At 43.6% G+C, this 14,826-nt stretch carries 17 protein-coding genes; 6 read left to right on the forward strand and 11 right to left on the reverse strand.

Translation table 11 applies throughout. The features are described from left to right. Positions 1 to 2 precede the first annotated feature (2 nt). Together menE and seqA are read right to left on the reverse strand one after the other, a co-directional pair. Positions 3 to 1,436, reverse strand: coding sequence for an o-succinylbenzoate--CoA ligase (menE, locus tag DK430_RS11250; RefSeq protein ID WP_109079154.1), 1,434 nt, complete (start codon positions 1,434 to 1,436; stop codon positions 3 to 5). 5 nt (positions 1,437 to 1,441) lie between these two features. Next, entirely contained in the window at positions 1,442 to 2,059 is a 618-nt protein-coding gene (seqA, locus tag DK430_RS11255; RefSeq protein WP_109079155.1) for a replication initiation negative regulator SeqA, read from the reverse strand. A gap of 86 nt (positions 2,060 to 2,145) precedes the next feature. Between seqA and DK430_RS11260 the strand changes: the two genes are divergently transcribed. From DK430_RS11260 to fur, 4 genes are all read left to right on the forward strand, one after another. Next, positions 2,146 to 2,931: an alpha/beta fold hydrolase gene (locus DK430_RS11260; RefSeq protein WP_109079156.1), complete on the forward strand. Its 786-nt coding sequence runs from the start codon at positions 2,146 to 2,148 to the stop codon at positions 2,929 to 2,931. Positions 2,932 to 3,068: 137 nt separating this feature from the next. Further along, positions 3,069 to 3,347, forward strand: a complete 279-nt coding sequence (gene ybfE, locus DK430_RS11265; protein ID WP_109079157.1) for a LexA regulated protein — start codon at positions 3,069 to 3,071, stop codon at positions 3,345 to 3,347. A gap of 8 nt (positions 3,348 to 3,355) precedes the next feature. Beyond that, on the forward strand, positions 3,356 to 3,880 hold the full coding sequence (fldA, locus tag DK430_RS11270; RefSeq protein ID WP_109079158.1) for a flavodoxin FldA: 525 nt from the start codon (positions 3,356 to 3,358) through the stop codon (positions 3,878 to 3,880). A gap of 18 nt (positions 3,881 to 3,898) precedes the next feature. Next, positions 3,899 to 4,339: a ferric iron uptake transcriptional regulator gene (fur, locus tag DK430_RS11275; protein ID WP_109079159.1), complete on the forward strand. Its 441-nt coding sequence runs from the start codon at positions 3,899 to 3,901 to the stop codon at positions 4,337 to 4,339. A 69-nt stretch (positions 4,340 to 4,408) separates the two neighbouring features. On the opposite strand, the gene ubiG is transcribed toward fur, so the two are convergent. Further along, the gene (ubiG, locus tag DK430_RS11280) at positions 4,409 to 5,140 is read right to left on the reverse strand and encodes a bifunctional 2-polyprenyl-6-hydroxyphenol methylase/3-demethylubiquinol 3-O-methyltransferase UbiG (RefSeq protein ID WP_109079160.1); all 732 of its coding nucleotides are present in this window, start codon (positions 5,138 to 5,140) and stop codon (positions 4,409 to 4,411) included. Positions 5,141 to 5,314: 174 nt separating this feature from the next. On the opposite strand from ubiG, the gene gyrA reads away from it, so the two are divergent. Together gyrA and DK430_RS11290 are read left to right on the forward strand one after the other, a co-directional pair. After that, positions 5,315 to 7,984: a DNA topoisomerase (ATP-hydrolyzing) subunit A gene (gene gyrA, locus DK430_RS11285; protein WP_109079161.1), complete on the forward strand. Its 2,670-nt coding sequence runs from the start codon at positions 5,315 to 5,317 to the stop codon at positions 7,982 to 7,984. A 68-nt stretch (positions 7,985 to 8,052) separates the two neighbouring features. After that, positions 8,053 to 8,403 carry a SirB2 family protein gene (locus DK430_RS11290; RefSeq protein WP_109079162.1) on the forward strand — a complete coding sequence of 117 codons (351 nt, stop codon included), beginning with the start codon at positions 8,053 to 8,055 and terminating at the stop codon, positions 8,401 to 8,403. Between the two features lie 37 nt (positions 8,404 to 8,440). On the opposite strand, the gene yciH is transcribed toward DK430_RS11290, so the two are convergent. From yciH to DK430_RS11330, 8 genes are all read right to left on the reverse strand, one after another. After that, the gene (yciH, locus tag DK430_RS11295) at positions 8,441 to 8,758 is read right to left on the reverse strand and encodes a stress response translation initiation inhibitor YciH (RefSeq protein ID WP_109079163.1); all 318 of its coding nucleotides are present in this window, start codon (positions 8,756 to 8,758) and stop codon (positions 8,441 to 8,443) included. A gap of 6 nt (positions 8,759 to 8,764) precedes the next feature. Next, positions 8,765 to 9,457 carry an orotidine-5'-phosphate decarboxylase gene (gene pyrF / locus DK430_RS11300; RefSeq protein ID WP_109079164.1) on the reverse strand — a complete coding sequence of 231 codons (693 nt, stop codon included), beginning with the start codon at positions 9,455 to 9,457 and terminating at the stop codon, positions 8,765 to 8,767. Between the two features lie 30 nt (positions 9,458 to 9,487). Continuing rightward, the gene (gene lapB, locus DK430_RS11305) at positions 9,488 to 10,678 is read right to left on the reverse strand and encodes a lipopolysaccharide assembly protein LapB (protein ID WP_109079165.1); all 1,191 of its coding nucleotides are present in this window, start codon (positions 10,676 to 10,678) and stop codon (positions 9,488 to 9,490) included. After that, the gene (locus tag DK430_RS11310) at positions 10,678 to 10,974 is read right to left on the reverse strand and encodes a LapA family protein (RefSeq protein WP_109079166.1); all 297 of its coding nucleotides are present in this window, start codon (positions 10,972 to 10,974) and stop codon (positions 10,678 to 10,680) included. Before DK430_RS11310 ends, lapB begins: the two co-directional genes overlap by 1 nt. Positions 10,975 to 11,070: 96 nt before the next feature. Then, positions 11,071 to 11,358, reverse strand: a complete 288-nt coding sequence (locus tag DK430_RS11315) for an integration host factor subunit beta (protein WP_005556517.1) — start codon at positions 11,356 to 11,358, stop codon at positions 11,071 to 11,073. A gap of 60 nt (positions 11,359 to 11,418) precedes the next feature. Next, positions 11,419 to 13,065: a 30S ribosomal protein S1 gene (gene rpsA, locus DK430_RS11320; protein WP_109079167.1), complete on the reverse strand. Its 1,647-nt coding sequence runs from the start codon at positions 13,063 to 13,065 to the stop codon at positions 11,419 to 11,421. A gap of 99 nt (positions 13,066 to 13,164) precedes the next feature. Then, positions 13,165 to 13,842, reverse strand: a complete 678-nt coding sequence (gene cmk / locus DK430_RS11325) for a (d)CMP kinase (protein WP_109079168.1) — start codon at positions 13,840 to 13,842, stop codon at positions 13,165 to 13,167. Beyond that, a complete protein-coding gene (locus tag DK430_RS11330; RefSeq protein WP_204352543.1) occupies positions 13,835 to 14,719 on the reverse strand; it encodes a VirK/YbjX family protein in 885 nt (294 codons plus the stop codon). The genes cmk and DK430_RS11330 overlap by 8 nt, the downstream gene beginning before the upstream one ends. Positions 14,720 to 14,826: the final 107 nt, after the last annotated feature.

Consider the following 14,826-nt stretch of genomic DNA (forward strand, 5'->3'; position numbering starts at 1 on the left):
ACTTATCCTAATTGCTTCGCCAGCCAATCCGCCAGCGTTTTGCGTGAAACTTTAATGGCGCCGTCGGTTAAATTTGACGGCAATTCATAATAGGCAACAGGTTGTTTAAATCGTTCCAACCGCCCTTGTAAAAATTCGCGCAGATTTTCCACCGCACTTTTTGAGGTTTCGCGCCATTCAATCAGCGCAACCGGGCGCTGACCAAATTCTGTGTCGGCGACAGGCAACACAAAAACCTGTTTGACAACATCGGACTGCAAAATTAGCTTTTCAATCTCCTCCGGCTGAATATTTTCCCCGCCGGAAATAAACATATTATCAATTCGCCCTGAAATCACAAGCTCGCCATCCAGCCATCGCCCTTTATCTTTAGTAGCGAACCAACCTTGTTCATTGAGCAGTGAAATCACTTTTCCCTGTTGCCAATAGCCCATTGCCAATCCGGCTCCACGCAACCAAATTTCTTCATTATGCAGGCAATATTCACGCCCAGCTAAAGGCTGCCCCACGCCGATTTTTTCATCGCTTTCTTTCGCGAACACCGTGGACGCCATTTCCGTCATGCCGTAACCGGAATAACTTTTGATACCAAGACGCTGCAAAGCTTGCGTGAGTGCTAACGGAATATACGCACCGCCAAGCAACACCGCCTGCGTTCTTACTTCCGCCGGAGCTTCCTGCAAATATTGTAACCAGCGCTGTACTTGGGTCGGCACTAAAGAAGCATGAGTAACCAGATTCACGGCGGCATAAAAATCTTCACCGGGTAGCACTAAGGTCGCGCCGCTTGTGAGCCAACGCCACACAATCCCTTGCCCCGATACATGGTATAACGGCAGGGAAAGCAACCACGAATTCTCCGCGCCGAAATGCATCAATTCACACACACCAAGAGCATTATCCCAATGCGCCTGCACATTATGCACCACGGCTTTGGGTAAGCCTGTGGAACCGGAAGTGAGGGTCATGGTTGCCGGCTGTAAAAAATCAGGCATAACATCGTCAACATGTTTAAGTTGATTCGCCTGTGCCATGGCATCGGAGAAGGTTAAAAAGCACTTGAAAAAACGTTGTTTTTTGTGACCGCACTTTTGTTGCTCGGCGATAAATTTGTCTTGTTCTGCAGTAAAGAAAAAATCAATATGATTGGCTTGGCAAAGTTCAATACGCTTTTCCATCGGGAACATGGGATTGAGCATTAGCACCCGCGCGCCTACTTGAATTGCCGCCAAATAAAATAGCACCAGCTCAAGACTGTTTTTTCCGCACAATGCGACGCCACTTTGCTGCTCAATGCCTAATTGTTGTAAATAAGCGGAAATTTGCTGCGTTTTTTCGGTAAGTTGGCGCCATGTAAAAGCGTCGCCTTGCAAAACTTGCAAGGCGATTCGTTCGGAAAAGAAGGGAGATTGTGCAAATTTGCTGCCAAGCGCCATAAGAATTAATTTGCCGTAAAAAATGACCGCACTTGATCAATTAACTGCGTCGGCAAATGCATGGACTGCATAGCCCCTTCCAACATGAGCATTTTACGACCGCTGTTGGTATTGGTAATCACCCAATATGGCGTGTCGGGGATTTGTTTCGGTTTGGTGTGATTACCCGCCATCAGCAATGTGCCTTCATCACGGGCGAAATAGACACGGGTGCGCCCCTGCAAAGATTCCGTAGCAAGCGCGAAACCTTCCGGATTGGTGCGGTATAAAATTGTCAAAATAGCCAAGAAACGAATCACCGCTTTGTTTTCCTGCTTAAATTCTTCGGAATTCAATAAGGCTTCCAGTTTTGTAATGGTTTTTTGCATGACTTCGTCAGACTGTTTTCTGGCCACCGGTTTATGAATTTCTTCTTCAAACATCGCCGTTTGTTCGGTTGTTTCGTCTTTCGCGTCTGACGCGGCTGTGGCGGGAAGCGGCGCATTTTCCGGTAAACTGAAATAGGCATTGCGCGGGGAAAGGTTTAATAAGCGACGTAAAATATCCGATGCACTTTCGCCAATAGATTGCGTGTTGCCGGCAATATATTGATAAAGTTCTTCGTCCACTTCGATAATTTTCATTTTCTCTCTCCACTTGCTTGATCTATTTACGCTTTTGGCACATTATAGCGGGCTATTAATAAATTCTCTAGCTCAAAATTAAGCCGATGCAAAAATTACTTAACTTCCAATTTAACGAATTAAAACAAGCAATTAACAAACCCGTTCTGGTTTTTATTCATGGTTTATTCGGCGATATGAATAACTTAGGCGTGATTGCCCGTGCATTTAGCGACGATTATTCCATTTTGCGGATAGATTTGCGCAATCACGGCTTGAGTTTTCACAGCGAAGAAATGAACTACGATCTAATGGCGGAAGATGTGTTTGAGGTCATTCAATCGCTAGATATTCGTGAAGTGATTTTAATGGGGCATTCCATGGGCGGTAAAACAGTGATGGTATTGGCGGCGAATTTTCCTGACTTGGTGAAAGGTTTGGTGGTGATCGATATTGCGCCCATTGCTTACGGCGAACACAGACATGATGACGTATTCAGCGGCTTGTTTGCAGTAAAAAACGCCCAACCTCATAGCCGACAGGAGGCAAAACCGATTCTCGCCCAATATCTTCAAGACGAAAGCGTGCAACAATTTATGTTGAAATCCTTTGAGCCCGCAAGCACCGAACGTTTTCGCTTTAATTTAACCGCACTTAAACGCAATTACCTTAACCTGATGGGCTGGCAAACCCGTCATATACCTCAACCTTGTTTGTTCATCAAAGGCGGTAATTCGTCCTATATTTTGCCTGAATATACCGACCGCATTTTAGCCCAATGTCCGCAAGCAACCTCCTTTACCATTAACGGTAGCGATCACTGGGTTCATGCCGAAAAACCGCAGTTCGTGATTCGCGCGATCACAAACTTTCTAAATAAAATTAATAGCTAATACGAATCCAAATAGAATTTCATTTAGTAAGGAAATTATGGTATAGTTCATCACAAATTTCGTTGTGGCTTATCATTATCACTTCTCGAATAATTCTCTTTATTCAAGAGTGAATTAACGCGCCAGTGGTTCAAAAAATGGCAAAACAAGATTCTGACTGCATTACTTTAGATTTATTTAGCGAGATTCGTAAAGTTGGGCGTCCAAAAACCAATCCACTGAGTCGGGAACAACAAATTCGGATTAACAAACGCAATCAGTTAAAACGCGACAAATCCAGCGGATTAAAGCGCGTCGAATTGAAGTTGCATACGGATTTGGTTCAACAATTAGAAGATTTAGCATCAACGCAAAACCTGAATCGTTCCGAATTAATCGTAACAATTTTACAAAATTATTTTAACGTTAAGAAATAGGTAACAAGATGGCTGTTGTCGGCTTATTTTATGGTAGTGACACGGGCAATACGGAAAATATTGCCAAAATGATTCAAAAACAATTAGGTAGCGAATTAGTTGATATTCGTGACATCGCAAAAAGCAGTAAAGAAGACATTGAGGCTTATGATTTCCTGCTGTTTGGTATTCCCACTTGGTATTACGGTGAAGCGCAGTGCGATTGGGACGATTTCTTCCCGACATTGGAACAAATTGATTTTACGGACAAACTTGTGGCGATTTTCGGTTGCGGCGATCAGGAAGATTACGCGGACTATTTCTGCGACGCCATGGGCACCGTGCGTAATATTATCGAACCGCACGGCGCGATTATCGTTGGAAACTGGCCGACCGAAGGCTACAGTTTTGAATCTTCGCAAGCCTTAATCGATGAAAATACCTTTGTCGGCTTATGCATCGATGAAGATCGCCAACCTGAATTAACATCCGAACGTGTAAATAAATGGGTTAAACAAGTCTATGAAGAGATGTGTTTAGCCGAGTTAGCTTAATAGCAAAAAGGAGCTGTTATGTCTGAAGAAAATATCAAATTATTGAAAAAAGTGGGATTAAAAATTACGGAACCCCGTTTAACCATTCTCGCTTTAATGCAAAAACACAGAGAGCACCATTTTTCTGCTGAAGACGTTTACAAAATGTTATTGGAAAACGGTGAAGACATTGGTTTGGCTACGGTGTATCGCGTATTAAACCAATTCGATGAAGCAAAAATTTTGATTCGTCACAATTTTGAAGGCAATAAATCGGTTTTTGAATTGGCACCGACCCAACACCACGATCACATCATCTGTACCGATTGCGGAAAGGTGTTTGAATTCAATGATGAATTAATTGAAAGTCGCCAAAAAGAAATCAGTAAGCAACACGGCATTGAGCTTTCCAGCCACAGCCTGTATCTTTACGGCAAATGTAGTGACATTCATCACTGCGCAGAAAATAATAAAAAATAATCACAAGAAAGGCGGTTTCAAAACCGCCTTATTTTTATTTCTAAAAACACATCAAAAAACGACCGCACTTTACTTCACCAAACGAAACGCCGCCATGTAATTGGCGCTCACATCTTTGTTTAACCAAAAATGACCGCTTAACGGATTGTAGTGATATCCCGCCATATCGACACATTCTAACTTCGCTTTATCGCTCCATGCTAATAATTCTGCCGGTTTGATGAACTTATCATAATCATGTGTCCCTTTCGGTAACATTTTCAACACATATTCCGCCCCTAATACCACCAATGCCCAAGCTTTCAAGGTGCGATTAATCGTGGAAAGAAACAGTACGCCGTTCGGCTTTAATAATTTTGCACAGCTTTCGATAATAGATTCCGGTGAGGGTACATGTTCCAGCATTTCCATGCAGGTAATCACATCAAATCCATACTGAGACGCATCACCCGCCGCCAAAAGTGCGGCGTTTTTTTTCACTAAATCTTCAATGGTGATCTGCTGATAATCAATATTTACCCCCTGCTCCGCCGCATGGGATTTCGCAACGGCTAACGGCGCTTGCGACATATCGATTCCTGTAACAACCGCCCCCTGCTTTGCCATAGCTTCCGATAAAATCCCGCCGCCACAGCCGACATCCAGCACTTTTTTACCGAACAATCCGTCGGCTTGTTGCATAATATAATGTAAACGTAGCGGATTGAGTTGATGAATCGGCTTAAAATCGCCGTTGGGATCCCACCAGCTTGTCGCCATTTTTTCAAATTTATCAAGTTCTTGCTGATCAATATTCATGATGATGCTCTATGTTGAATTAAACGCGCCTAGTTTAGCAAAAAACGGAAAAAATATCCCCAAAAACCACCGCACTTTTATTGCATAAACCGAGATTTTCCTTAGGGGAAAATGCCTTTCTATGCTATAATCACGCCAATTTTTTTACTATTAAATTCAATCATTAGGAAGTTCTAAATGTCTGATTTAGCCCAAGATATTACGCCGGTAAGTATTGAAGAAGAATTGAAATCTTCATACCTCGATTACGCCATGTCCGTTATTGTGGGACGCGCCTTGCCAGATGTGCGCGACGGCTTGAAACCGGTGCACCGCCGCGTGCTGTTTGCGATGCACGAAGGGGGCAATGCCTACAACAAACCGTACCGCAAATCCGCCCGTATTGTTGGTGATGTAATCGGTAAATATCACCCACACGGCGATAGCGCGGTGTATGACACCTTGGTGCGTATGGCACAGCCGTTCTCCCTGCGTTATATGTTGGTGGACGGGCAAGGTAACTTCGGTTCCGTGGACGGCGACGCACCGGCGGCAATGCGTTATACAGAAGCCCGTATGACCAAAATCGCCCATGAATTATTGGCTGATTTAGACAAAGAAACCGTCAATTTTGTGCCGAACTATGACGGCTCGGAAATGATTCCTGAAGTGCTACCGACCAAGGTTCCGGCGTTGCTGGTGAACGGTTCTTCCGGGATTGCCGTGGGGATGGCGACTAACATTCCACCGCACAATTTGGGCGAAGTGTTAGACGGTTGCTTGGCTTATATCGAAAATAACGACATCACCATTGATGAATTAATAAGCCACATTCCCGGCCCGGACTTCCCGACTGCGGCTTTAATTAACGGTCGTAAAGGCATTGAAGAAGCCTATAAAACCGGTCGCGGCAAAATTTATGTACGCGCCCGCGCGGAAATCGAAACCGATGAAAAAGGCCGTGAAAGCATCATCGTGAACGAAATTCCCTACCAAGTTAACAAAGCGAAACTCATCGAAAAAATCGCCGAATTCGTCAAAGACAAAAAAATCGAAGGTATCAGCGGATTACGTGATGAATCAGACAAAGACGGTATGCGTATCGTCATCGAAATTAAACGTGATGCCGTTGGTGAGGTGGTGTTAAATAACCTGTACGCGCTAACTCAAATGCAGGTGACGTTCGGGATTAACATTGTGGCGTTGGATCACGGTCAACCGAAATTGTTGAATTTAAAACAGCTTATTGAAGCCTTCGTGTTACACCGCCGTGAAGTAGTAACCCGTCGTACGATTTTTGAATTACGTAAAGCCCGTGAACGTACGCATATTTTGGAAGGCTTGGCGATTGCCCTGGCAAATGTGGATCCGATTATCGAATTGATCCGCCAAGCGCCGAATCCGGAAAGTGCCAAACGTGAATTACTTGCCCGTCCGTGGCAGCTTGGTCATGTTGCCGAGATGCTGGCGGCAAGCGGTGTCGATGCCGCCCGTCCGGAAGATTTGGAAGAACAATATGGCATTCGTGACGGTTTATATTATTTAACGGAAGTGCAGGCGCAAGCGATTTTAGACTTACGTTTGCAAAAACTGACCAACTTGGGTCACGATGAAATTCTGGACGAATACAAAAAATTATTAGACGCCATCGGTGAATTATTATACATCCTGCGCAGTCCTGAACGTTTAATGGAAGTGATTCGTGAAGAATTGGAACAAATCCGCGAACAATTTAACGATCCGCGCAGAACGGAAATTACCGCTGCTTCCGGTGACATTAATTTGGAAGATTTAATTGCACAGGAAGATGTGGTTGTCACCCTTTCCCACGAAGGTTATGTGAAATATCAACCGATTACCGACTACGAAGCGCAACGTCGCGGCGGTAAAGGCAAGTCGGCAACCAAGATGAAAGAAGAAGATTTCATCGAAAAATTATTGGTTGCCAACACCCATGACACCATTCTCTGTTTCTCCAGCCGTGGGCGTTTATATTGGTTAAAAGTATATCAATTGCCGCAAGCCAGCCGTGGTTCACGCGGGCGTCCAATCGTGAATATTTTGCCGCTCAATGAAAACGAGCGAATTACCGCTATCTTACCGGTCGGCGCCTATGAAGAAGACAAATTTGTGATCATGGCAACGGCCGGCGGTATTGTGAAGAAAATTGCCTTAACGGAATTCAGCCGTCCGCGTTCCAGCGGTATTATCGCGTTAAACCTACGCGATGAAGACGAATTAATCGGCGTAGATATTACCGACGGCAGCAACGAAATCATGTTGTTCTCTTCTCAAGGTCGCGTGGTGCGCTTCAGCGAATCCGCCGTGCGTGCTATGGGACGTTTGGCAACGGGCGTACGCGGTATCAAGCTTGCCTTAACCAACGACCTGAACGAGGACGAAAGTGCGGTAGAAATTGAAGACGTTTCTGATGATAACGCGGAAGAAACCTTAGATTTGAATATCGACAAAGTGGTTTCTTTGGTGGTGCCGAAAAATAACGGCGAAATCCTCACCGCGACGCAAAATGGTTATGGCAAACGGACGAAATTGGAAGAATATCCGACCAAATCCCGTAACACCAAAGGGGTGATTTCCATTAAAGTGAGCGAGCGTAACGGCAAAGTTGTTGCGGCAACACAAGTGGAAGAAAACGACCAAATCATGTTGATTACCGATGCGGGAACCCTTGTGCGTACACGCGTCAGCGAAGTCAGCATTGTTGGACGCAACACCCAAGGTGTTCGCTTAATTCGCACCGGCGAAACCGAGCACGTTGTGAGTTTAGAGCGTATCTGTGACGTCGATGACGACGAAACCGAAGGCGAAAATTCGGGAGAAAGTGCGGTAGAAAATAGCGAAGAATAACAACATTAGGTTATTTCTATTTTAAGGCAGTAGTGTTTTACTACTGCCTTTAGTATTTGGAGTGAAAAATGGGAATTTATCTGGTTTATTTGCACATCGTTTGTGCTTTTTTAAGCTTAGGGTTGTTAATTGTGCGTGGGGCAATGCAATTAACGCAGCGGGACTGGCGCGCGGTAAAACTCTTGAAAATTCTACCGCACTTAACGGACACCTTGCTTATTCTCAGCGGCGGCGTCATGTTATTTATGTTCAACTACGGCTTGCCGGTTTGGATTGTGGCGAAGATTTTATTGCTGGCAGGCTATATCGTCTTCTCGGCAAAATTTTTCAGTAAAAAACAATCGCAAAATCGACCGCACTTTTTCTTCCTCGCCCTCGCGGCGCTTATTGCCACCATTTTATTAGGTTATTTTCACTAGACACAAAAAAGTGGGCACCAAAACCCACTTTTTCTTTTTAACCACCGGCTAATTTCACCTTAAAGCCTTTTTGTTCCAACAGCTGTTTCAGTAAATCACGCTTTTCGCCCTGAATTTCGATGGTATGATTTTTCACCGCACCACCGCATCCACAACGTTTTTTCAATTCTGCCGCCAAGGTTTTCAATTCTGCTTCCGCCAATCCCAGCCCGCTGATAATACTCACGCCACTGCCTTTACGACCGCTTTTTTGCAGCTGAATACGAACAATGCCGTCACTTTGCGGAATCTGATCCTGCGGTTTATCGGCTTTAATACGCCCCACTTCGGTGGAATAAACTAACTGGTCCGTCATTGTTAATTACGCGATAGAGGCATTAATGGATTTCAACACGTCCGCCGGATTTTCCGCTTGGGTAATCGGACGACCAATGACTAAGTAATCGGAACCGGAACGAATTGCCGCCGCCGGCGTCATTACGCGGCGTTGATCGCCAAAATCGGCACCAATCGGGCGAATCCCCGGCGTGACCAATAAAAAGTTCTCACCACAGTTGCGGCGCAAAATTTCCACTTCCTGCGGTGAACAAACCACACCATCCAAGCCCGCGCGCTGGGTGAGATGCGCCAAACGAATAACTTGTTCCATCGGCGAGGCGTTAATGCCGATTTGTAGCAAATCCAAATCTTCCATACTGGTCAGCACGGTAACGCCGATTAATAACGGCGCATCTTTGCCGTAGGGCTCAAGAATTTTTTTCGCTTCTTCCATCATGCGTAAGCCGCCGCTGGCGTGCAAATCCACCATCCAAACACCTAAATCGGCGGCAGAACGCACCGCTCTTGCCACCGTATTCGGAATATCATGAAATTTCAAATCAAGGAAAACATCAAAATTACGCGCATGCAATTGCTTCACAAAATTGGTACCGAGCGTAGTAAACATTTCTTTACCCACTTTTAATCGGCATGAATTCGGATCCAGTTGGTCCACTAACGCCAAAGCTTCGGATTCTTTTTCATAATCCAATGCAATAATGACTTTGTTCATCATATTTTTCTCCTTAATAAAGCAAAGTCGCGATTAATTATGCTCAATCGCATTAACCGGTTTAATGGTTTCCCATTGACGACAGGAAGGGCAACACCACATTAATTTATGGGTTTGAAACCCACAATTGCTACAACGATAATCAAAGGTTTGTTTAATACGTTCGCCAACCATTTTATGCAATAAGATCAAACTGTCTTTTCCTCTTCCTTTCTCGGCATCATCGATTTGATATTGAATAAAACGGTGGAAAATCGGTGTACTCGGATTTTGTTGCAATTGTTGGTATAACTTCAGTTGAGCGGCAGACATACCGTCTTTTTCTTCAATCACATCGGCCAGCATTAACGCCACTGCGCTGTTGTTATTTTGACGGCTGGCTTTAATTAAAAATAATTCAAAATTATCTAGCTGGTTCAACTTTTGATAACAAAGCTTCAACGCCGGCAAGGCTTCGCTGATGTATGCCGGATTTTGATTTAAAATTTCTTCTAAAAAATCGACCGCACTTTTATAGTCTTCTTGCCGAATCGCTAAATCTGCCAACATCATTGAGGCTCTGACACAATTTGGTGAGACTTTCAGCGCTTGTAATAAAATTTGCTGCGGATTCTCTTTGCTCTCTGCCGGCAAATGCTCTACAAACTCACAGTAATACTGCGCCAATTCAACATCGTGAGTTTTCGGTGCAATTTTTGCCAGCTTCTCCGCCACATTAATAGCTTTTTTCCATTCTTTGGTTTTCTGATAAATGATCGCCAGTTGTTGCAATGCTCCTTCGGCAAATTCCGGCTCGTCTACCATTAAAATATACAGATTTTCCGCACGGTCAAAAAAACCGACTGTCATGAAATCTTTGGCAAGTTGCTGCTTGGCTAACAGTTTTTGTTCAAAAGAATAATTTGGGCTGTTATCTAAGGCTTGGTGAATGCGTAGTGCCCTATCCACCTCGCCGCGGGAACGGAACAAATTACCTAACGTTAATTCCGCTTCAAATTGAGACGTGCTGTCAATTTCATTTTCGGTCTCTTGCTTTTGTAACATATCCAAAAACAAATCGACGGCTTTTTCCGTTTGATTGGCAAGTAAAAAATTCACCCCGGTTACATAATCACGGGAAAGCTTATTACTGACATCGTCCTGATCTTTTTTCGCACTGCGATGCCCCATATACCAACCATAAGCGGCTGCAATGGGCAAAAGAAGGAACAAGAGTTCAAGCATTATTGAGAAACCTTATCTCTGCTGGTCGTTAATTCGTTGATTTGCTGGGTTTGACGTTTAATTTGACGGTTAAGCGCAAGATTTTTAAATTTTAATTTTAGGTAAAAAAATCCGGTAATAAACCAACCTAAAACTAAGCCTAAACCGAATAAAATAGCAACTAAGGTAGAAAGCTGGAACTGGCTTTGCGCCACAATATAATTAAAGGTGATAACTTGATCGTTGTTGGCACCGATAGTCACGGCGACTAACACAATGGCTAAAATAATGATCAATCCCAAAATATATTTAATCATTTGTTTCTCCTTTAGATAAATTTGTGTGCATTATGCCAAAAATACGCATAAAAAACGACACTTAAAAGTGCCGTTATGAAAAGTTAGTAAAATAAATTATGCTGCATAAACGTCAACACGTTCTCTTAATTCTTTGCCTGCCTTAAAGTATGGCACGCACTTGGCATCCAATTTTACTTGTTCGCCGGTTTTAGGATTACGTCCTATGCGCGGTTGGCGACAATGCAAAGAAAAACTGCCGAAGCCACGCACTTCAATGCGTTCGCCATTTTCTAATACATATGACATTTGCTCTAAAATTGCTTTGACCGCTTCTTCAACATGCTTAACAGGAATGTTGCTGTTTTTTTGCACCAGAAGTTCAATAAGTTCTGACTTTGTCATATATTCTCCTAACTCTTTATGACCGGCATATTGCTATGCCGGCTTATTAATAAAAGTGAATTATTCACCTTTAGCGGCTTTGAAAGCTTCCGCCATTGCGTTTGGAATAGCAACTTCTTCTTGCTTATTCACGCTTGCAACTGCAGCCGCTTCTTCAGCCTGATCTTTCGCACGAACAGATAAGTGAACGATACGGGCTTTACGATCTACACCGGTGTATTTCGCTTCAACGACATCACCAACAGCAACTTCGTGAGTTAAATCAGCTGCGCGGATATAACCTTCAACACCGCCGTCTAATTCAACTTTTGCACCTTTTGCATCAGCTTCAACAACTTTAGCGTTTAACACAGCGCCTTTTTTGTTGATTGCTACGAAGTTGTTGAACGGATCTTCTTCAAGTTGTTTGATACCTAAAGAAATACGTTCTTTCACTGCATCCACTTGCAATACGACTGCGGCGACTTCGTCACCTTTCTTGTAGTTGCGCACGGCTTCTTCGCCTTGAACGTTCCAAGAAATGTCTGATAAGTGAACTAAACCGTCGATACCGCCTTCTAAGCCAATGAAGATACCGAAGTCAGTGATAGATTTGATTTTACCGACAACTTTATCACCTTTGTTGTGAGTTTCGGCGAATTGAGTCCATGGGTTAGGTTTGCATTGTTTTAAACCTAAAGAAATGCGACGACGTTCTTCATCGATTTCCAATACCATCACTTCAACAACATCACCTAAGCTAACCACTTTAGATGGGTGGATGTTTTTGTTAGTCCAGTCCATTTCGGAAACATGAACCAAACCTTCAACGCCGTCTAAAATCTCAACGAAACAGCCGTAGTCGGTTAAGTTAGTTACTTTACCGGTCAATTTGCTGTTTACAGGGTGGTTTTCAGCGATTGCCGCCCAAGGATCTTGACCTAATTGTTTTAAGCCTAAAGATACACGGGTACGATCTTTGTCGAATTTCAATACTTTAACAGTAATTTCATCACCGACGTTAACGATTTCACTTGGATGTTTAACACGTTTCCAAGCCATATCGGTAATGTGTAATAAACCGTCAACACCGCCTAAATCAACGAACGCACCATAGTCGGTTAAGTTTTTAACCGTACCTTTAACTTCAGCGCCTTCAGACAAGTTCGCTAATACTTCTTCACGATCTTGGCTACTTTCGGATTCGATTACTGCACGGCGGGAAACAACAACGTTGTTACGTTTTTGATCAAGTTTGATTACTTTGAATTCTAATTCTTTGCCAAGTAAGTGATCTGCATCACGAACAGGGCGGGTATCAACTAATGAACCCGGTAAGAATGCGCGAACACCGTTTAACTCAACTGTGAAGCCACCTTTAACTTTACCGTTAACCAAACCAAGTACAGTCGCTTGTTCGTCGTATGCTTTTTCCAATACAATCCAAGCTTCGTTGCGTTTTGCGTCGGCACGGGAAGCAACAGTTTCACCGAAACCGTCATCCACAGCTTTAAGCACAACATCAACAACATCACCGACTTGAACTTCCAATTCACCTTGTGCATTAAAAAATTCTTCGGCAGGAATAGCGGATTCGGATTTAGAACCGGTATCTACAAGTACGAAGCCTTTTTGGATAGCAACGATGGTACCTTTAACGACCGCGCCTTGGCGGGTTTCAAGGTCTTTCAATGATTCTTCAAAGAGTTGAGCAAAAGATTCTGTCATAATTAATCTTCAATTTTAAGTAAATAACGTCCACTTCTAATCCATAAAAAGTGGGGCTGATAATAAAGTCTATTCATCCGTGAATAAACCGTAAAAATTTTAAGCTTTAATATCAATACGTTGCTGAATATAACTTAATGCCTGACGAATCACTTCATCAATATTTAATGTTGTGCTATCAAGCAAAAACGCATCATCAGCAGGTTTTAAAGGGGCGACGGCACGATTTCTGTCGCGCAAATCACGCTCTTTTATCTCGGCTAAAATCTGTGCAAAGTTACCACTAATCCCTTTATTTTGCAACTGGTTATAACGTCTTTTTGCGCGTTCTTCCGCACTCGCATCCAAAAAGAGTTTAACTTGTGCTTCGGGAAATACGACCGTGCCCATATCCCGGCCGTCCGCAATCAAACCCTTTTCCGTGGCAAAATCGCGCTGACGTTGCAACAACGCGGCACGCACTTGCGGGAAAACCGCAACTTTTGATGCGGCGTCGGCAACTTCCTGAGTACGAATCTGACGACTGACATTTTCGCCGTTAAGCAAAATTTGTACCTCGCCGTCCTGCGGCACAAATTCAATTTGCAAATGCTGCGCCAGGTTAGCTAACGCAGATTCGTCCGTCAAATCCACCGCACTTTTTAGCGCCGACAACGCCGTTACCCGATAAATCGCCCCGGAATCCAGTAAGGCGAAACCTAATTTTTCCGCCAGCGCATAACATAGCGTGCCTTTTCCTGCGCCGCTCGGCCCGTCCACCGTAATAATTTTATTCATGGTTTTTCTCTGTCAAAAGGGATTGAATCTCTGCCGTCATTTTGTCAAACATTTCATAACGTTTACGATACATGGAACGTTTTTTACTCTGAATTTCGTCCAACGGACGACGCTCAAGTGCGGTGGAAATTTGCCAATAATTTTCCGCCGATTTGCCCTCGTTTTCCTGCCAGAACTCATCATAGTTAAACAATAATTTTGCCGAATCGTTCCAACGATATTTTGCCTGACATTTATGCGGAATGCCTTCCAAACGGCAATTTAATGTGTCAGTCAGCACTTTAAAGGCGTCTACCAACATAAACATCGGGCGCACGCCGTGTAACGCTTTTGTCGTGTGACGTACCAACTCCTGCGCATCATTGCCTTTCGGTCCTTGAATAGACGCAATCAACAGACGATTATCCGCTAAAAAGGTAAAGCCGGCGGAATAAATGGTACGTTGGTTCGCATCTGTTAAACCGATGGCAAAAAAACCTTCGTAAGGATCGATATAATTTAGCGTTAAATTCAGTGCCAATTCATCGGTTAACTGTGACAATAACACTGATTGCAGTGCAATTAACTTTTCGCATAACGCCGCGCCGAATTGTTTTTCCGCCACCGTAAAATGCGTTTTAATCGCCTGCAAACGCTGTGTTGCACTAAAACGTTTATCACAATATCGGCTGAGTAACGTATTCACACGATAGGGGTGTTGAGTAAAAATCGGCTGCCATAACGGGTTATTATTCATAAAAGTCACGAATGCCTTACATTGCCCGGCAAAAACCAAGCCGCGCACCCGATAGCGCAACCATTCCCGTAGCCGTTTTAATTTTCGTTTTTCGACGGGAAACATTTCGTGAAAGGTCGGAAAATGGAAATCCATAACCATAAACCTCAAAAATTGATTCAATAAATTAGGCGCGGAATTATAACAAAAAGCCGCTTTCTTTTAAATGCGCCGATACACTATAGAAAACACACAAAAAAAGAACTGCA

This window comes from Aggregatibacter kilianii (assembly GCF_003129965.1).
Lineage (GTDB): Bacteria > Pseudomonadota > Gammaproteobacteria > Enterobacterales > Pasteurellaceae > Aggregatibacter > Aggregatibacter kilianii_A.